Raw genomic sequence first — 18,785 nt, 5'->3', positions numbered from 1 at the left:
GGCACCGGCCGCTCGACCCGAGTTGATCAGCGAGACAGATCACATAGCAGATCACACAGAGACCACTGTTCCTACTGCGGCTCCAACTCCCACTGCGGCTCCAACCGCGGTTGGAGCCGCGACTCCCATCGCCACCTTCGACGATCTCCTGCGCCTCGCCGCCCGGGACGTGACCCCCGCCATCCCGGGCTCACCGGCTCCGGGCGCGGCCACGACGAACCGGGTCGGCATCGAGACCGAGTGGTTCGTCGTCGACGTCGCGAACCCGCGCCGGCCCGTCCCCGCGGACGAGACCGCCGCGGCGTTGGAGAGCGTCCTCGCCCCCGGTGACCAGGGCCGGCAACCGGACCGAGGCCGGGAGAACGGCCAGGCCCGCGACGGCGGCCCGCCGGGCACCGACTCGGCCCCGCGGCTTCCCGGCGGCAGCCGGCTCACCTTCGAGCCGGGCGGCCAGCTCGAGCTCTCGGGCCTTCCGCTGGACCTGACCGCCGCCGTGGCCGCGATGCGCGCCGACCTCACGCTCGTCCGCGGCGCCCTCGCCCGGCGCAGGCTCGGCCTGGTCGGCATGGGTGTCGACCCGCTGCGGACGCCCGTCCGCCACACCACCGCCTCCCGGTACGTGGCCATGGAGCAGCACTTCCTGGCCCGGGACTGCGACGACGGCCGGACGATGATGTGCTCGACCGCCTCCGTCCAGGTCAACCTGGACATCGGCACGGACACGGCGCAGGCCGTCGAGCGTTTCCGGCTCGCGCACGCGCTCGAGCCGGTGCTGATCGCCATGTTCGCCGCGTCGCCGATGGCCCACGGCCGGCAGATCTCCTGGCAGTCGGGTCGCCAGGCGGTCTGGGCCGGTATCGACGCGAGCCGCACCGGGCCGGTCCTGCCCGACCCGGCGGCGCCGGCGACGGCGTGGCTCGCCCAGGCGGGCCCGGGCGGGCGTGGCGACGCCCCCGGCGCGCCGCCCACCGGAGACGCCCAGCTGGCCTGGCTCTGGGCCCGCTACCTGCACGACGCGGACCTCATGATGGTCGGCGAGCCGGACGGGCGGTACCAGCCGGTCCGGAACCGGACGACCTTCGGGGACTGGATGGCCGGGGCGGGGCCGGTGGCACGCCCCCCGACCGCCCAGGACCTCGGCTGGCACGCGACGACGCTGTTCCCGCCCGTCCGGCCACGTGGCTGGCTGGAGCTGCGTTACCTGGACGCTCAGCCGTCCGACCTGTGGCCGGTGGCCGTCGCCGTGCCGGCGGTGCTCCTCGACGAGCCGGCCGCCGCCCGGGCCGCGCTCGCCGCGTGCCTCCCGGTCGCCCGGCAGGGGCGGCTGGCGGCCCAGCTCGGCCTGCGGGACCCGGCACTGCACCGTGCGGCGGTGCGGTGCGTCGACCTGGCCCTGGACGCACTCGCCCGGACGGGCGCCGATCCCGGGCTGCGGGCCGCGGTGGAGGCCTTCGCCAACCGTTACACGCGGCGGGGGCGCTCCCCGGCCGACGACCTGAACGCGCGTTTCGAGGCGCGCGGGCCGGCTGAGCTGCTGCGCGAGGAGGCGTCCCAGTGCGTTCCGGTGCCGTGACCGGCGACCCGACCACCACCCGTGACTCTGCCGCCGCCACCGCGGCGGCCGCTGCCGGCCGGGCCGGCGCTCCCGGGCCGGCCGCCCCCGCCGGCCCGACGGCCGCCCCCGCCCTCGACGCGGAGGCGCTGGCGGCGGGGCTGGCGGCGGCCCGGGACCGGTCGCTCGCCTACACCGACCTCACCGAGGACGACCTCCTGCGCCAGCACTCGCCACTGATGTCACCGCTGGTCTGGGATCTCGCGCACATCGGCAACTACGAGGAGATCTGGCTGCTGCGCGCCCTGACCGGCGCGGCCGAGCTGCGCCCCGGCCTGGACGACGTCTACGACGCCTTCCGGCACAGCCGGGCCAGCCGGACCGCCCTGCCGCTGCTCGGCCCGGACGAGGCCCGCGCGTACCTGCGGGACGTCCGCGGGCGGGCGATGGACGTCCTGACCGGGCTGGACCCCGACCTGCTGCACGCCCCGGAGACGGCCGGCGAGGTCGCCGGACCCGAGGCCGGGAACGGAAACGAGGCCGAGAGCAGGAACGAGGCCGCGAACGGGGACGGTGAGCGGGACGGCGGCGCGGCCGTCCACCGGCGTGCTCGGCTGCTGTCGGGGTCGTTCGTCTACGGCATGGTGATCCAGCACGAGCACCAGCACGACGAGACGATGCTCGCGACGCTGCAGCTGCGCGCGGGCCCGCCCGTCCTGGCCGACCCGCGGCCGGCGCCGCCGTCCCCGGCCGGGCCGGTGGACGAGGCGGCCGAGGTCCTGGTGCCGGCCGGCGAGTTCACCATGGGCACGTCGACCGAGCCGTGGGCGTACGACAACGAGCGGCCGGCGCACCGGGTGTTCCTGCCCGCCTTCCGCCTCGGCCGCTACCCGGTCACCAACCGGGCCCACCTGGCGTTCATCGCGGACGGCGGCTACGCCGACGAGCGGCTCTGGTCCACCGAGGGCTGGGCGTGGCGCTGCCAGGAGGACCTGACGGCGCCGCTTTTCTGGTCACGCGACGGCGACGTCTGGACACGCCGCCGATTCGGGCGGGTCGAACCGGTGCCTCTCGACGAGCCCGTGCAACACGTGTGCTGGTATGAAGCCGAGGCCCACGCCCGCTGGGCCGGACGACGGCTGCCCACGGAGGCCGAGTGGGAGAAGGCGTGTGCGCACGACCCCGTCACCGGGCGTTCACGACGGTATCCATGGGGCGACACCGACCCGACTTCCGAGCTTGCGAACCTGGGACACCGCACTGCGCGGCCCGCGCCGGTGGGCGGCAGGCCGGCCGGCGCGAGCCCGTACGGCGCCGAACAGATGATCGGGGACGTCTGGGAATGGACCGGCGGCGGGTTCACCCCTTACCCGGGCTTCGCGTCGTTCCCGTATCGGGAGTACAGCGAGGTCTTCTATCCTCGCGATGCGGCCCCGGCCCGGTTCCGGGTGCTGCGCGGCGGTTCCTGGGCGACCGATCCCAGCGCCGTCCGCTCCACGTTCCGCAACTGGGACTTTCCGATCCGACGGCAGATCTTCGCCGGGTTCCGGCTCGCCCGCGACGCCGAGACCCCCTGACCCCGCCGCTCCAGGCCCGCACCCGAACCAGCACCAGCACCCGCACCCGCACCCGCCCGTACCGGTACCGGCGTCCACACCTGTACCCGTGGCCCGGCGCCGCGACGGCGGCGGGGCGGTGGGTTGCCGGGAGCGTGGTGCCAAGGCCCGCGTGCAGAAAGGTCACGCCTGCCCGTGTGCCGTCACCTGGCCTGGCTCGGTGCCCCGCGCACGCTCGCGGCGCTGACCCTCGACCGGCCGTCCAGCCTGCTGCGCCAGTCGTGGGCGCCCCGCCGGATGCGGCACGGGACCGTCAACGCCGACGGCTTCGGTGTCGGCTGGTACGCGCCCGGCCTGCGCCCCGAACCCGCCCGCTACCGGCGCGCGGTGCCGATGTGGACGGACGCCTCCTACAGCTCGTTCGCCGGCGCCGTGACCTCGGGATGTGTGCTTGCCGCGGTGCGCAGCGCCACCGTCGGGATGCCCGTCGAGGAGACCGCGACCGCCCCCTTCGCCGAAGGCCGGCTGCTGCTGAGCCACAACGGGCGGGTGCACACCGACGGCGCGCTGCGGGAGCTGGCGGCCCGGCCCGGCGCGCCGGTGCCGGACTCCCGCTGCGACTCGGCCATCGTGGCCGCCCTGCTGTGGGAGAGCGCGTCCCGGTTGCCACTGCCGCGGGCCGTGGCGGACGTCGTCCTGACGCTGGGCGGGCTGCGCGAGCCGGACGGGACGCCGTCCCGGCTGAACCTGCTGGTGACCGACGGCACGCAGCTCGTGGCGAGCACCTGGCGGGACACCCTCAGCTACCGCGAGGAGGTGGACGGGATCGTCGTCGCCAGTGAGCCAGATGATGACGAATCCGGTTGGGTCGACGTACCGGACCAATATCTCCTGGTGGCCGACACACACAAAGTTACTCTTAGTAGTTTGATCTCTTAGAACGACTACGGTGAGTCGTACGAGGCAGACGGAGGGCACCACGATGACATCGAGGACACCGGCTACCGCCCCGGAGACGATTCCCGTGCCCGGCAGGCAGCCGCATCCCGCCACAGCCACCAGCGGGTCCGCCCCGTCGGGCAGGCCCGACGAACCCGCCCGAACGGACCAGGCCCCGCAGATCACCGTGGACCGCCACCTCGCCGCCACCGAACGGCACGCCTCGCTCGCCGCGGACGTGCGCGCCGGCCTGACCTCCCGCCCTCGTGAGCTGCCACCCAAGTGGTTCTACGACGCCACCGGCAGCCTGCTGTTCGACCGGATCACCCGCCTGCCCGAGTACTACCCGACCCGCCGCGAGCACGCGGTGCTCACCGCGCACGCCGCCGAGATCGCCGCCGTCTGCCCGGCCGGCACCCTCATCGAGCTCGGCTCCGGCACCTCGGAGAAGACCCGCCTGCTCCTCGACGCGCTGCGCGCCACCGGGGTGCTACGCCGCTTCGTCCCCTTCGACGTGGACGAGGAGACCCTGCTCCAGGCCGGACAGGACATCCTGCGGGCGTATCCGGGAATCTCGGTGCACGCGGTGGTCGGGGATTTCGAGCGCCACCTCGGCCTTCTCCCTGGCGCCCGGCCCGCCGCGGACACGGGCGCGGCGGCGGCCGCCGGTGCTGCCGGTGCTGATGACGGCCACGGTGGAGGCCGCGACGACCGGCGGCTTGTGGCCTTCCTCGGCGGAACCATCGGCAACCTGCGGCCCGCGGCGCGCGCCGCCTTCCTGCGCGCCCTGAGCGACCAGTTCGCCGACGGCGACGCCCTGCTCCTCGGCGCCGACCTGGTGAAGGACCCGCGACGTCTCGTCGCGGCCTACGACGACAGCGCCGGCGTGACAGCCGCCTTCAACCGCAACGTTCTCTCGGTGATCAACCGGGAGCTGGGGGCCGACTTCGACCTGCGCGGGTTCGCCCACGTCGCCGCCTGGGACGCGGAGAACTCCTGGATCGAGATGCGCCTGCGCAGCGTCCGCGAGCAGGAGGTCGGGGTCCGCGCCCTGGATCTGGTCGCCCGCTTCGACGCCGACGAGCAGATGCGCACCGAGATCAGCGCCAAGTTCACCCTCGACTCGATCGCCGCCGAGCTGGCCGCGGCCGGACTCTCCGTCAGCCACCAGTGGACGGACCCGGACGGCGACTTCGCCCTGACCCTGGCCGTCCCTTCCTGATCCGACCGGGCCGACCGCGCCGAGGCGCGGCGGCCGGGGCCTGCGCGGTGGCATCAGGGCGGCTGGGGTGCCAGGGCGGTCGGCGTATCACGGCTTGGCGACGTAGACCCGCAGGTAGTCGACCGCCATCCGCTGCGGGTAGTCAGCGGCCGTGGCACTCGCGCCCTCCGAGTTCACCGCGACGTTGAGGATCACGTAGTGCTCCCGGTCCCACAGCCAGACCGGCACCTGATCACGGGTGACGGTGCGGATGAGCCGGCCGTCGAAGTAGAACCGCAGCGCGCACGGCGTCCACTCCAGGCCGTAGGTGTGGAAGGCCGCCGCGAGGTCGGCCCCGGCGTCGTACATCCCGCCGTTGCCCCAGGTGGCCTGCCAGTGAGCGCCGGCGGTGTCCACGCCGTGGACGTTCGTGTGCACGGTCGTGGGCGCCGTCGAGACCGCCTCGACGACGTCCAGCTCGCCGCTCGCCGGCCAGCCGACGGCCGGCATGTCGGAGCCGAGGAGCCACACCGCCGGGAAGGCGCCGCGGCCGGTCGGCAGCACGGCCCGGGTCTCCAGGTAGCCGTAGCGCATGGCTCGCTTGCCGAGCGTCTCGATTCGCGCGGAGGAGAAGCGCGTGCCGTCGCAGGACGGCTCCCTGCGCGCGGTGATCACGAGGTGGCCGCGGCCGTCGGTCGCCAGGTTCCGCGGGTCGCGGGTGTAGCACTGCATCTCCCGGTCGCCCCAGCCGGAGCCGGTCTGGGTGATCCAGGTGTCCGGGTCCGGGGCCGCGCCCGCCACGCCGCCGAACTCGTCCGACCACAGCAGGCCCGCGCCGTCGTCGCCCCCGGAGACCGGTGCGGAGCTGGTCGAGGCGCTCTTCGAGGGCGTCATCGCCCGCTCGACGGCGGGCTGGGGCGTGCTGGTGGCCGCGCTCCCCGGCGCCGCGGGCACCGCGCCTGCCACGCCTGATCCCGGGATCTGGGGCTCCCACCCACCCGTGGCGCCCGTGGCCTGGCCACCTCCCGCCGTGCCCTGCTCCGTGCCACCTGCCGTGCCCTGCTCCGAGTCCGCCCCGGCAGCACCCGACGCAGCGGCGCCCGCGGCGGCTCCTGGCGCAGCGGTGCTGGAACCGGCCGTGCCGGTCGCAGCGGTGCTGGAACCGGCCGTGCCGGAAGCCGCCAGCGGACCGGATGATCCGTCCAGGCCGGTAGGGATCTCCGCCACGCCGAGACGGGCCGGCCCGTCACTCGATCCGGACCCCCCGGAGCCGTCCACGCCCGCGACCAGGCCGAGGGTTCCCAGCCCGACCACCGTCACGGCGACCACCGCCAGCAGCAGCCGGGTCGGGTGCGAACGCGAGCACGACCGCCGGTGGACGCGAGGATTCACGGGAAACCTCATCCCACTGTCGGCAGGACGAGCTGAATTGACGCGGCGAGCGAAGCGGCGGTCCGAACGTCTGTGACGAGCCATGGCGAGGCGGATCTCCTGGAACGGTCGCGCCCCCCGCGGCCCCGGCCACGACCACCCGCGCCCACCCAACCACTAGGCGATCAGGTGACTACTTGGAGTCGCGCCAAGCGAACAAGCTCCACCTTCGCACACACACCGCGATTGATTCAGCTACCGAGCGAGATCTCATCCCGTGATGAGCCGGACGTCACGGGCGGCACCGGTCGAGGCGGACGTCGCCATGGCCGCGTAGGCGCGCAGCGCGGCCGACACGACACGCTCCCGGTTCGCCGGGTGGTAGCCGCCGTTCGCCTCGATCTCGGCCCGCCGCGCGGCGAGCTCGGCGTCCGGCACCAGCAGGTCGATCCGCCGCCGCGGGATGTCGATCTCGACGAGATCACCGTCCCGGACGAGCGCGATCGGGCCACCGTGCGCCGCCTCCGGGGAGACGTGGCCGATCGACAGGCCCGAGCTGCCACCGGAGAAGCGGCCATCGGTGATCAGCGCGCACTTCGGCCCGAGGCCGCGGCCCTTGAGGAACGCCGTCGGGTAGAGCATCTCCTGCATGCCGGGCCCACCGCGGGGGCCCTCGTACCGGACGATGATCACATCGCCCGCCTTGACGACCTTGTTCAGGATCGCGTCGACCGCGGCCTCCTGGCTCTCGACGACCAGCGCGGGCCCGCGGAACGTCCACTGGCTCTCGTCGACGCCGGCCGTCTTCACCACGGCGCCGTCGGGGGCCAGGTTGCCGCGCAGCACGGCCAGGCCGCCGTCGGCCGAGTAGGCGTGCTCGACCGAGCGGATGCAGCCGTTCTTCGCGTCGGTGTCGAGGGTGTCCCAGCGGTTCGTCGAGCCGAACGGCTCGACGGTGCGCACGCCGCCAGGCGCGGCGTGGAACAGCTCGATCGCGTCCGGGGACGGGTCCGCCCCGCGCACGTCCCAGCGGTCGAGGAACTCGCGCAGGCTCGCCGCGTGCACGCTGTGCACGTTCGGGTCCACCAGGCCGCCGCGGTCGAGCTCACCGAGGATCGCCGGGATCCCGCCGGCCCGGTGGACGTCTTCCATGTAGTAGTCGGTCGAACTGGGCGCCACCTTGCACAGGCAGGCCACCGAGCGGGAGACCTGGTCGATGTCGTCGAGGGTCACCTCGACCTCGGCCTCGACGGCGGCGGCGAGCAGGTGCAGGACGGTGTTCGTCGAACCGCCCATGGCGACGTCCACCGCGAACGCGTTGCGGAACGCCGCCGCGCTCGCGATCGAGCGGGGCAGGACGGCCTCGTCGTCCTTCTCGTAGTAGCGGCGGGCCAGGTCGACGACGAGGCGGCCGGCCTCGACGAACAGGCCGCGCCGGGCCGCCGCGGTGGCCAGCGTCGTGCCGTTGCCCGGCAGCGCCAGGCCGAGCGCCTCGGTCAGGCAGTTCATCGAGTTGGCCGTGAACATCCCGGAGCAGGAGCCGCAGGTCGGGCAGGCCGACCGCTCGATGGTGTCGAGGTCGGCGTCGCTGACGTCGGGGTTGACCGCAGCGGTCATCGCGTCGACCAGGTCGAGCCGCGAGCGCGCGATGCCACCGGTGACGACGGCCTGACCGGACTCCATCGCCCCGCCGGAGACGAAGACGGTCGGGATGTTGAGCCGCAGCGCGGCGAGCAGCATCCCCGGGGTGATCTTGTCGCAGTTCGAGATGCACACCAGCGCGTCGGCGCAGTGGGCGTTCACCATGTACTCGACGCTGTCCGCGATGATCTCTCTGGACGGCAGGGAGTACAGCATGCCGCCGTGGCCCATCGCGATGCCGTCGTCGACGGCGATCGTGTTGAACTCCTTGGAGACCCCGCCCGACCCGGCCACCGCCTCCGCGACGATCTTTCCGACGTCCCGCAGGTGGACATGGCCGGGAACGAACTGCGTGAAGCTGTTCGCGATCGCGACGATCGGCTTGCCGAAGTCGTCGTCGGTCATGCCGGTCGCCCGCCACAGGGCGCGGGCACCGGCCATGTTGCGACCGTGGGTGGTGGTGCGGGAACGCAGAGCGGGCATCTCGACCTCTGAGCTGGGCTGTGGGGCGTTGAAGACGGGCGGTGCGTCGGGGTGCCGGACGCGGGCGGGCGAACAGCCGTCGGTACGACGAAGCGGACGTCGGTGTTCCGATATCTCGGTGTTCCCGATATCGGTGTCTCCGACGTCGTTGCTCCCGAGTCGGCGGGTGTTCCCGAGTCGACAGGCGGCACGCGGGCGCGCTCCGATCCGGAGGCTTCGCCACCGATCAGGCTACGCCTCGCCCGCACCCGCCCGACCACGCCACCCGCCAGCCCGAGTACACCACCCGGAGAACCGACCACGTCACCTGGCGGCCCGAGCAGACCACTCGGAGAACCGACCACGCGACGCTCTCGGAGGTCAGGGCCTCCGGTCGCCGGGAGGACCGGAGGTCGGCCCGTCCGGCTCCTCGGGATCGACGGGTCCCGCGGAATCCACCGGACCGCCCGGACCACCTCGCCCGGTCGCACCCGCCGGACCGGTCGGACCGGCCGGACCGGCGCCTCCCCCCGGGCCACCGGCGCCCGGACCGTCAGTGCCCAGGCCGCCGGGCTCGCTGGCAAAGAACTCCAGCCAGGTCGGGTCGATGTCCGGCTCGTCGCTCCAGGCCGGCGGGCCCGCGCCCGGTCCACCCGACACCGGTCCGCCCGCACCTGACACCGGACCATCCGGCGTGGGACCACCCGACATCGGTGAACCGGGTACCTGCGAGCCTGGCGCTGATGAGCCTGGCGCCGGTGGATTCGGCACAGGTCCACCCGATGCCTTCGGTGTCGTCGCCGCCGGTCCGCCGGATGCCGGGCGCTCCGGCGGCGGGTATCCGGGCGGACCGGAAGGCGAGTCCGGCGGCGGCGCCGCGAGCGGATAGCCGGCGATCCGGCCGGTCCTGCCCGGCGCGGGTGGCTCGCCGGCGCCCGCCGTATCCAGGTGCTCGCCATCCTGGCCGGGTGTCCAGCCAGGACCCCCCGGCTGGACACCATCCGCGGGCGGCTGGCCGACGGACCCAGGCGGACCGCCCGTGGCCGCGGCCCCCGGATGGCCGGGATGTCCCCCCTGGCCGGGCGGGGCCGGATATCCCGGCGGAGTGGTCTGCCCGGGCACGCCCGGATACCCGGGCCCGCCGTACGGACCGGGGTGCTCACCGGGCTGGACGCCCCACTGGCCGGGGTGGGTGCCGTGCGGACCAGGCTGGGCGCCGTACTGCCCCGACTGGACCCCCCACTGGCCCGGCTGGACGCCGTGCTGGTCAGGGTGGGGGATGCCGGGCCCGCTCCCGGGCGCTCCCGGGCGCTGCTGGGGGCCCGTCAGCCGGTTGAACCCGGCGACCGTGCGGGAGCCGCGCCGCGACCGCCACCACCGCCGGACCGCCCACACCAGGCCCAGCGACGCGACCGTTCCGAGGAACGGGGCGACCTCATGGTCCTCGTAGAAGACCAGCAGGTAGAAGCTCATCAGGCCGATGAAGATGTAGCCGGTCACGAAGAACGTGAACGGCCGGATCCGCATTCGGCCGATCACGTCGCGCATCGCGATCGCGGGCAGCAGCCACACCAGAAAGCCGAAGAACGCGGCCGAGAGGGGCGCCAGAAAAAGGTACCCGATGAAGGTCATCATGGCGGCGGAGGCGCGCGACGGCCGGCGGGCTCAGGAGCTGGCCGGCCGGTCCGCCGACGCCGGTGCCGGCACGACGGGGTCTGTGATCGCCACGACGTGTTCCACCGACGGCGCGGCCGCGAAGAACGGGGAGAGCGCCGCCCGCCACCGGGTGAACCGGTCGGAACCGCGGAAGGTCTCGGTGTGCGCTTCCAGGCTGTCCCAGTCGACCAGAAGCACGAAGCTGGACGGGGACTCGACCCCCCTGGTCATCCGGGCGGAGCGGCACCCGGGCGTGGCAACCAGCTCGTGCCGGACGGTTCGGTACGCCGCGGCGAACTCCTCTTCGGACCCTGGCAACACGTCGAACCGCGCGACCTCGACGACCCCGGAGTCGCGCGGGGGAACACCGGAAACGCTCATGTCGCCCAGTCTGTCACCGCGGGGCCGGCTCTTCAGGCCGGTCGGCCCGCCGACCAGTCCGATCGGGCCAGTCGACCCGACCGCAGCGGGCGGCCGCCCTCCCACCGGATCACGGCGTGGATCAGTTGGCCATGTCGACGAACCGGGAGTAGTGGCCCTGGAAGGCGACCGTGACGGTGCCCGTGGGGCCGTTACGATGCTTGGCGATGATCAGATCGGCCTCGCCGGCCCGCGCGGACTCCTTCTCCACCGTGTCCTCCCGGTAGAGCAGGATGACCGCGTCGGCGTCCTGTTCGAGGCTGCCGGACTCGCGCAGGTCGGAGACCTGGGGCCGTTTGTCGGCCCGCTGCTCGGAGGCCCGGTTGAGCTGCGAGATCGCCACGACGGGGACCTCCAGCTCCTTCGCGAGCAGCTTCAGCGACCGGGAGATCTCGCTGACCTCCTGCTGGCGGCTCTCGACCTTCTTCGGCGAGGACATCAGCTGCAGGTAGTCGAGGATGACCAGCCGCAGGTCGTTGCGCTGCTTGAGCCGCCGCGCCTTCGCCCGGATCTCCATCATCGTCAGGTGCGGGCTGTCGTCGATGTACAGCGGTGCCTCGGCGACCTCCCCCATCCGCCGGGCCAGCCGACCCCAGTCGTCGTCGGTCAGCCGGCCGGTGCGGATGTTCTGCAGCGACACCCGGGCCTCGGCGGAGAGCAGCCGCATGGTGATCTCCATGCGGCTCATCTCCAGCGAGAAGACGACCGAGGTCATCCCATTCTTGATCGACGCGGCGCGGGCGAAATCCAGGCCCAGGGTCGACTTGCCGACCGCGGGCCGGGCCGCGACGATCCACAGCTGGCCGCCGTGCAGGCCGTTGGTGAGCTCGTCGAGGTCGGTGAACCCCGTCGGCACCCCGGTCAGGGCGCCGTCGTGGGCCTGGATCGCCTCGATCTCCTCCAGCGCCGGGTTCAGCAACTCGCCGAGCGGGGTGTAGTCGTCGTTCGTGCGCCGCTCGGTCACCTCGTAGACGGCCGCCTGGGCCCGGTCGACGACGTCGGTGACGTCGGGCGCCGGGCCGTAGGCGAGCTGCACGATGCGCGTGCCGGCCTCGGCCAGCCGGCGCAGCACGGCCTTCTCCGCGACGATGCGCGCGTAGTAGCCGGCGTTCGCCGCGGTCGGGACGCTGGAGATCAGCGTGTGCATGTAGGCCGGCCCGCCGACCCGCTCCAGCAGGTTCTGCCGGCCCAGCTCGGCCGCGACGCTGATGACGTCGGCCGGCTCCCCACGGCCGTAGAGGTCGCCGATCGTGGTGTAGACGGTGGCGTGCGCCGGCCGGTAGAAGTCGCTCGCCCGGAGGACCTCGACGACGTCCGCGATCGCGTCCTTCGAGAGCAGCATGCCGCCCAGCACGCTCTGCTCCGCAGGAAGATCGTGGGGCGGGGTGCGATCGAACTCGACCGCGGATCCAGGCCCGCGCGCGATGTCGGCGACGCTCAAGCCTCCCCCTCTCGGATGTCGACCGGCCCACCGGCGCACCGCCGCGACCGGGCGATCGGAGCAGCGCCGTGCGCCGGAAGCTCCCGACCTGATCCCATCGGACCCGATCCCACCGGACCCGATTTCATCGAACCCGATCCCATCGACACTATCGAACATATGTTCGACTGCAGTTTGGAGGGTGTCAACTCGCCCGCCCGCCCACCGATCCGAAGATCACGCCCACCTCACCCGTCTGGACTATCCCGTTCCCACGGGTACATGGCCAGTGTGGAGGGCTCGACAGTAGAGGCCCCCACGGGGAGGCGCCAAAAAGTTATCCACACCCACCTGTGGACAACCTGTTGGTAACGAGCGGGATTCTGGGGAACGCCTCGGGACGAGCGGCGGCGACGCTGTGGATGACGGCGCCGCGAGCGCCCGGAACCGCAGTGCCAGAAGGGGCTACAGGGATACGACACCTGTGGACAAAAAAATCTTTGGCGCAACCCCGAGATCGCGGTCTGACTAATCATTTTGAGCTATACCGTCCGGGGATCTGATCTCCCCGCGATATGCCCACGATCATTCTGCCCGAGCCGCAGCGTCACCACCCACTCACACGCGGACACAGACGTGATCTGGATGTGGTCGCGTCGTCCAAGTAAGTCACCGGGCGCCAAGCCGCCGAACCCCGAAGCTCCGCGCGGCCAGGAAGCCACCGGCTGATGCGTGGCGAACGAGCGTGTCCATGGACTCAATCAGCCGCCACGGTTGTGCTGGAACCGGCGTCAGCGGGGGTGCGGTCCGTGAGACCCGCTCCAGGACGGGTTCCGATCCCTCGGACCCGGGTTCCCAAGTCCCGACACCTCGGAGCTGGATCCCAAGATCCCAGCCCTCGGACCTGCGGTCCCGGATCCCGAGCGCTGCTAACAAGAGCAGGCCAGGGTCGCGCCACGGACGGCGCGACCCTGGCCTGCGTCCGCAGTCAGGCCGAGGTGACCTGGACGGTCAGCTTCGCGCTGACCTCGGGGTGCAGGTGCACGGCGACGGTGTGCGAGCCGAGCGACTTGATCGGGGTGCTCAGCTCGACCCGGCGCCGGTCCAGCGCGGGGCCTCCGGCGTCGGTCACCGCGGACACCACGTCGGCGGCCGTGACCGAGCCGAACAGCCGGCCCTCCTTGCCCGCGCGGCTGACCAGCCGGACGGACAGACCGGAGAGCTGGCCGGCGATCTCCTTGGCGTGGTCGAGGTCGCGGACCGCCCGGGCGTCACGCGCCCGCTTGATCTGGGCGACCTGACGCTCTGCGCCGCGGGTCGCGAGAATCGCGTACCGGCGCGGCACCAGGTAGTTCCGGCCGTAGCCGTCGGCCACGTCGACGATGTCCCCCGGGCTGCCGAGCCCCGGGACCTCCTGGGTGAGGACGAGCTTCATCTCATCCTCCTCAGCGGGCCGTCGAGGTGTACGGCAGCAGCGCCATCTCGCGGCTGTTCTTCACCGCGGTCGCGACGTCACGCTGGTGCTGGCTGCAGTTGCCAGTCACCCGGCGGGCGCGGATCTTCCCCCGGTCGGAGATGAACTTCCGGAGCAGGGAAGTGTCCTTGTAATCGATGTAGTGGACCTTGTCCTTACAGAAGACGCAAACCTTCTTCTTGGGCTTGCGCACGGCCGCCTTGGCCATGGATGAGCTCCTACCTCGTTTTGCGCCCGAGTTCCGGTCGCGCGAAGATGACACCCGGCCGCTCAGAACGGCGGCTCGTCGGAGTAACCACCCGCGGGCTGTGACCACGGGTCGTCGACGGCGCCGCCGGCATAGCCGGAGCCACCGCCTTGTGGGGATCCGCCGTTGTAGCCGCCACCGGGCTGGCCACCGGGGCCACCAGGCCCGCTCGGGCCGCCGGGGCCACCCTGGCCGCCGCCGAAGCCGCCGCCACCCTGGCCACCACCGAAGCCGCCACCGCGGGCCGCCTTGGTGACCTTCGTGGTCGCGTAACGCAGCGAGGGGCCGATCTCGTCGACGTCCAGTTCAATCACCGTCCGCTTCTCACCCTCGCGGGTCTCGAAGGAGCGCTGCTTGAGACGCCCCTGGATGATGACGCGCGCACCCTTGGTGAGGGACTCGGCGACGTGCTCGGCAGCCTGCCGCCAGATGGAACAGCGAAGAAAGAGCGCCTCGCCGTCCTTCCACTCGTTCGTTCCGCGGTCGAGCGTGCGCGGGGTGGACGCGACCGTGAAGCTCGCGACCGCGGCGCCGTTCGGCGTGAAACGCAGTTCGGGGTCGTTCGTCAGATTGCCGACGACCGTGATCACCGTTTCACCGGCCATGATCACGCTCCTCCGGTCGAGGGGCCCGCGTCAGCGCGCGCAGCGCCGGCCGGGCAGAGCACGTCACGCCGCCGCCCGGCGGTTCGGCCGTGGCGCCTTGGGCTCGGGCAGCCGGATCACCTTGGTACGGATCACGGACTCGTTGAGGACGAGCTGGCGGTCCAGCTCGGCGACGACGGCCGGCTCCGTGTGCAGGTCGATGACGGCGTAGATGCCCTCGAAGCTCTTGGCGATCTCGTAGGAGAGCCGGCGGCGGCCCCACACGTCGACCTTCTCGACCACGCCGCCGCCCTGACGGACGACGTTGAGGTACTGGTCGAGCGAGGGTGCGACCGTGCGCTCCTCGAGCTCGGAATCGAGGATCACCATCAGTTCATAGTGGCGTGGCAAGGCTGAACCCACCTCCTGTGGACTCTAGCGGCCACGGATCATCCGTGGCAGGAGGGACCGCATGCCGGGGATGTCCGCCCCGCGGGTACGGCACGCCTCCAGGGCGCGCTCCCCGCCGGGCGAGCTCGACCACACGATCATGTGGATGCGAGCTGGAACGTCGGCACACGGTGTGTCTGGACGAGATTACTCGACCCGGCGACGGTCCTCGGAGAGGCCGACCAGGCGGACCACCCGGATCCACACGGCACCGACCCCGGCCACGCCCACCAGGTCGACGACCACCAGCAGCCCGTGGGCGTGCCGGGACGGATCGGGCACGACGACCGCGAGGACCAGGAACACCAGCGCCAGCAGGCCCGCCACGGCGGCGGACGCCATCACGCCCGGCGGCTGCCGCGACGAGGGCCCCGGCCCGTCCACCCGTACGTCGTCTGCCGCCACGGCCCCATTCTCGCGCACGCGCCGGCCGCCCGGACCGACATCCGATCCCGATGGTCGTGTCGCCGTCCTCAGTCGACCCAGTTGCCCTGGGTGAAGGCAACGACGAAGACCACCATGACCGGTGTGCAGAGCCAGACGTAGGCGCCGCGAACCCACGGCCGGCGCGCGGCCACCCGCGCCAGCAGCAGGTACAGCGGGAAGGCGACCAGGATCCCGCGGATCCCCGAGGCGTAGTAGTTCGAGAAGCTCATCAGGACGGTCATCAGCCCGACGAAGGTCGCCTCGCCCCAGCGCCTGCTCCACAGCAGCACGCCCGTCAGCAGCACGCCGATCACGACGGCGAGCAGCTCCCCGCGCCAGAACCAGACGAACGTCGACGCCCCGCTCCCGTCGAACGCGGACTCCCACGTGCGCGACCACCCCCGCCACGGCCAGTCGACGCCGCGGTTCCAGCCGGCGCGCATCGCCTCCGTGTAGGTGTCCCACCGCCCGGTCCGGGCGCGCAGGTAGAGGACGTACCCGATGATCGGCAGCGGTGGCAGGGCGAGCGCCAGCGCCGGCGGGGCGAAGAGCGGGCGGCCCGCGGCGCGGCGCACGAGCACGTACTGCACGACCAGGGCGGCGCAGAACGGGATACCGGTCACCCGCGCCGAGGCGGCGCCGGCGCCCAGCAGGCCGGCGAGCAGCCACCGGTCACGCCGCGCGGCGAGCCAGGAGGCCACCGCGAAGCCCAGGAAGACACCTTCGGAGTACGCGGCGAACAGGAAGACCGCGTACGGGAAGCAGACGAGCGCGACGACCGCGAACCGCGCGTCCTCCCGCCCGACCTCGTCGGCGGCCAGCCGCCACAACGCGGCGGCGGCGAGCGTGCCGGCGAGGAACGAGACCACCAGTCCGGCGGCGATCCAGTCCGGGACGACCACGTGGACGAGGCGGATGGCCAGCGGCAGCCCCGGGAAGTCGACCTCCGTCCGGTCGATGTAGGACGGCGAGAGGTAGCCGTAGCGGGCCACCTTGGTGAACAGGCCGACGTCCCAGCGGTCCCAGAGTGTGGTGAGGCCGGGCGCGTCGCCGGCCGGGCCGTCCGAGAGGGCGCGTGCCCCCGCCAGCGACGCGATCACCACCGCCACCCGGCTGGCGAACCACACCGGGAGCGAGGCCTGCACGGCGTCAGGCAGCCGGGCCCAGACCCGCCACACCGGATCGGTGCCACCGGGAGCGGCGTGTCCGGCCGACTCGACGGGACGCCCGGCGTGCGGCTCGGCCGGGGCGTCCGCCGTCATCCCTGCTCCCGCCCGTCGACGGGCCGCGGGGAGTGGGGTGCGGTTGACGCCTCCGGCGCCGCGACGCGCGGCTCGTCACCCACCGGGCCCGCCAGACCCTCCGGCCACGAAAGCTCGTCCCGATCGGTGCCTGCCTCGGTGCCGGACAACGGTGCCGAGGCGGGCACCGCGCGGCCCCAGGGCCGGGACGGCAGCCGCAGGCCCAGGCGCCCGCCGCGCACGTCGGGGGCGCCGTCGAGGATCCCGCCGGCCGGGTCGTCCACGCCGCCGTCGCGGACGACGTCCAGCTCGGGGCGGAGGATCTCGCGCACCACGAAGGCCGCGACGACGCAGAGCATCAGGTCACGGAGCACCACGGCGCCGACGAACCAGCCCCGGTCGATCCCGTCGGCGCCGGAGGTGTCGTTGTAGATGAAGTGCATGAACCGGGTGAACAGCACCCAGATCTCGCAGGCCTGCCAGACCAGGAACAGCCGCCAACGCGGCCGGGCCAGGGCCATCAGCGGCAGCAGCCAGATCGTGTACTGCGGTGAGAAGACCTTGTTGGTCAGCAGGAAGGCGATCACAAGGAGGAGCACCACCTGGGGCACCCGTGGCCGGCGCGGCGCCAGCAGGGCGAGCGCCAGGATGCCCACCACGGCCAGGACGAGGCCGACCGCGGTCAGGACGTTCAGCGTCCCGACCGGGATGCCGTGGTCGCGCACGGCGCCGAGGACCAGCGGCGTGGCCACGGCCAGGACCAGCCAGCACGCGACGGCGGTGCCGATGACCTGCGCGCGCAGCCACGGCCAGCGCCGCACCGCCAGCGCGGCGGCCGCGCCGGCGGCGGTCAGCCCGATGGCGAGGACGACCAGGTGCAGGGGCGCGAACCAGCCGGTGTCGTACTTGCCGGCCAGCCAGGTCGTCGCGAAGGCCAGCGAATCCCAGTCGGCGCCGCGCTCGGAGTTGAGCTCGAAGAAGCGTTGCAGGCCGTTGTGCGCGCCGGCCTGCTCCCCGTCCAGCAGCGCGACCCAGTCGCCGCCGCCCCAGAAGGTGGACCAGATGCCGTCGCTGACCTTCGTCGTGCCGTCGAAGTAGCCGGCGGTCAGCCAGACGGGCAGCATCACGGCGACCGCGGCGCCCACCGCGTAGACCACGGTGCGCGCCCATTCCCGCATCCGGCCGGTCCGCAGGCAGAGCACGGCGAGCCCCAGCAGGAACAGCGCCGGGTAGAGCTTGGTGACCACCCCCAGCCCGAACAGGATGCCGGCCAGCCGTGGGGCCCGCCGCGACCAGGCGAGCAGCCCACCGGCCGCGAAGGCCACGGCGAGGACGTCCCAGTTGGTCAGCAGGTGCAGCGCGAGCGTCGGTGCCAGGGCGAGCAGGGCCGCGTCCCAGATCCGGGAGGGCGCCATGGTCAGCGCCGTGCAGAAGACCGCCACACACGCGGCCACCAGGAACAGCAGCGCGGTGAGGTCGTAGAACAGCGCCGAGCGGGAGTCCATCGAGTAGTGGTCGAAGACCTGGGCGCCCGCCTCGTCGGTGCGGAACACCGCGGCCGGTGCCGAGCCGAGGCCGGCGAGCGAGGAGACCAGCTGCATCGCGCCGCCGATCACCGGCGGGTACTCGGTCGGGTAGTCCAGGTAGGGGATCTTGCCGTCGACCAGGCCCTCCTGGCTGTAGAGGGCCACCACGTCGGAGTAGCACATCCGGGTGTACTGGTACTCGTCCGTCCAGTTGCGGGTGTCGCGGCAGCCGGACTTCTGCGCGTAGCCGAGCACGCAGGTGAGCGTCACCAGGAGCATCAGCACGCGCAGCGGCGTCCACCAGCTCCGGCTCGCGCCGAGCAGGGCGTGCCGCCCGGGTGGGCCCCCGATGAGCTCACTCGCGCCCGCGACCACCGGGTCGGTGCGCGCCGGGCTGGTCCGGTTGGGCGACGCCGGTGTCGTGGCCATGCCGGCCATTCTGGTACACGCGGTGACGAGGCCCTCCGACGACACAGCGCCGGGGGGGGGGGGGGGGGCGCCGGGGGGGCGGGGGGGGGGGGGGGGCCCCCCCCGGCCGCCCCCGGTCCGCTGGTTGATCTCGGTCACGGTGCGGGCGAGGTCGGCGAGGTTCGTCTGCAGCGCGGACAGGGTGTTCTGC

At 72.9% G+C, this 18,785-nt stretch carries 16 protein-coding genes; 4 read left to right on the top strand and 12 right to left on the bottom strand.

Going from position 1 to position 18,785, the window contains the following annotated elements:
• Window positions 1–169 precede the first annotated feature (169 nt).
• From egtA to MXD62_RS11730, 4 genes are all read left to right on the top strand, one after another.
• Complete coding sequence (gene egtA / locus MXD62_RS11745; RefSeq protein ID WP_248829315.1) at window positions 170–1,573, top strand: ergothioneine biosynthesis glutamate--cysteine ligase EgtA; 1,404 nt, start codon at window positions 170–172, stop codon at window positions 1,571–1,573.
• Between the two features lie 140 nt (window positions 1,574–1,713).
• The gene (locus tag MXD62_RS11740; RefSeq protein ID WP_368862396.1) at window positions 1,714–3,129 is read left to right on the top strand and encodes an ergothioneine biosynthesis protein EgtB; all 1,416 of its coding nucleotides are present in this window, start codon (window positions 1,714–1,716) and stop codon (window positions 3,127–3,129) included.
• Window positions 3,130–3,303: 174 nt separating this feature from the next.
• A complete protein-coding gene (egtC, locus tag MXD62_RS11735) occupies window positions 3,304–4,047 on the top strand; it encodes an ergothioneine biosynthesis protein EgtC (protein ID WP_248829314.1) in 744 nt (247 codons plus the stop codon).
• A 43-nt stretch (window positions 4,048–4,090) separates the two neighbouring features.
• Window positions 4,091–5,269 (top strand): L-histidine N(alpha)-methyltransferase, encoded by a 1,179-nt coding sequence (locus MXD62_RS11730; protein ID WP_248829313.1) that lies wholly within the window; start codon window positions 4,091–4,093, stop codon window positions 5,267–5,269.
• Between the two features lie 87 nt (window positions 5,270–5,356).
• Here MXD62_RS11730 and MXD62_RS11725 read toward each other — a convergent pair whose 3' ends face one another.
• The 12 genes from MXD62_RS11725 to MXD62_RS11670 all read right to left on the bottom strand — a co-directional run bounded on the left by MXD62_RS11725 (window position 5,357) and on the right by MXD62_RS11670 (window position 18,604).
• Window positions 5,357–6,640, bottom strand: coding sequence for a family 16 glycosylhydrolase (locus tag MXD62_RS11725; RefSeq protein WP_248829312.1), 1,284 nt, complete (start codon window positions 6,638–6,640; stop codon window positions 5,357–5,359).
• A 249-nt stretch (window positions 6,641–6,889) separates the two neighbouring features.
• Complete coding sequence (gene ilvD / locus MXD62_RS11720) at window positions 6,890–8,743, bottom strand: dihydroxy-acid dehydratase (protein ID WP_248829311.1); 1,854 nt, start codon at window positions 8,741–8,743, stop codon at window positions 6,890–6,892.
• Window positions 8,744–9,103: 360 nt separating this feature from the next.
• Window positions 9,104–10,357, bottom strand: a complete 1,254-nt coding sequence (locus tag MXD62_RS11715; protein ID WP_248829310.1) for a hypothetical protein — start codon at window positions 10,355–10,357, stop codon at window positions 9,104–9,106.
• A gap of 30 nt (window positions 10,358–10,387) precedes the next feature.
• Complete coding sequence (locus tag MXD62_RS11710; protein ID WP_248829309.1) at window positions 10,388–10,759, bottom strand: antibiotic biosynthesis monooxygenase; 372 nt, start codon at window positions 10,757–10,759, stop codon at window positions 10,388–10,390.
• Window positions 10,760–10,880: 121 nt separating this feature from the next.
• Window positions 10,881–12,239 carry a replicative DNA helicase gene (gene dnaB / locus MXD62_RS11705; protein ID WP_020464682.1) on the bottom strand — a complete coding sequence of 453 codons (1,359 nt, stop codon included), beginning with the start codon at window positions 12,237–12,239 and terminating at the stop codon, window positions 10,881–10,883.
• A gap of 967 nt (window positions 12,240–13,206) precedes the next feature.
• Window positions 13,207–13,653: a 50S ribosomal protein L9 gene (gene rplI / locus MXD62_RS11700; RefSeq protein WP_020464683.1), complete on the bottom strand. Its 447-nt coding sequence runs from the start codon at window positions 13,651–13,653 to the stop codon at window positions 13,207–13,209.
• Between the two features lie 10 nt (window positions 13,654–13,663).
• Window positions 13,664–13,900 (bottom strand): 30S ribosomal protein S18, encoded by a 237-nt coding sequence (gene rpsR, locus MXD62_RS11695; RefSeq protein ID WP_006543269.1) that lies wholly within the window; start codon window positions 13,898–13,900, stop codon window positions 13,664–13,666.
• Between the two features lie 62 nt (window positions 13,901–13,962).
• The gene (locus tag MXD62_RS11690; protein ID WP_112108089.1) at window positions 13,963–14,544 is read right to left on the bottom strand and encodes a single-stranded DNA-binding protein; all 582 of its coding nucleotides are present in this window, start codon (window positions 14,542–14,544) and stop codon (window positions 13,963–13,965) included.
• A gap of 63 nt (window positions 14,545–14,607) precedes the next feature.
• A complete protein-coding gene (gene rpsF, locus MXD62_RS11685) occupies window positions 14,608–14,934 on the bottom strand; it encodes a 30S ribosomal protein S6 (protein ID WP_020464685.1) in 327 nt (108 codons plus the stop codon).
• A 186-nt stretch (window positions 14,935–15,120) separates the two neighbouring features.
• Window positions 15,121–15,378 carry a hypothetical protein gene (locus tag MXD62_RS11680; RefSeq protein ID WP_248829308.1) on the bottom strand — a complete coding sequence of 86 codons (258 nt, stop codon included), beginning with the start codon at window positions 15,376–15,378 and terminating at the stop codon, window positions 15,121–15,123.
• Between the two features lie 68 nt (window positions 15,379–15,446).
• Entirely contained in the window at window positions 15,447–16,661 is a 1,215-nt protein-coding gene (locus MXD62_RS11675) for a glycosyltransferase family 39 protein (RefSeq protein ID WP_248829307.1), read from the bottom strand.
• Window positions 16,658–18,604 carry a glycosyltransferase family 87 protein gene (locus MXD62_RS11670; protein WP_248829365.1) on the bottom strand — a complete coding sequence of 649 codons (1,947 nt, stop codon included), beginning with the start codon at window positions 18,602–18,604 and terminating at the stop codon, window positions 16,658–16,660. The genes MXD62_RS11675 and MXD62_RS11670 overlap by 4 nt, the downstream gene beginning before the upstream one ends.
• Window positions 18,605–18,785 lie beyond the last annotated feature (181 nt).

Origin of the sequence: Frankia sp. Mgl5 (genome assembly GCF_023242985.1) — a bacterium.
Classification (GTDB): Bacteria; Actinomycetota; Actinomycetes; order Frankiales; family Frankiaceae; genus Parafrankia; species Parafrankia soli.
The sequence above is the reverse complement of the archived record's forward strand: the minus strand, read 5'-3'. Positions and strand labels throughout refer to the sequence as shown.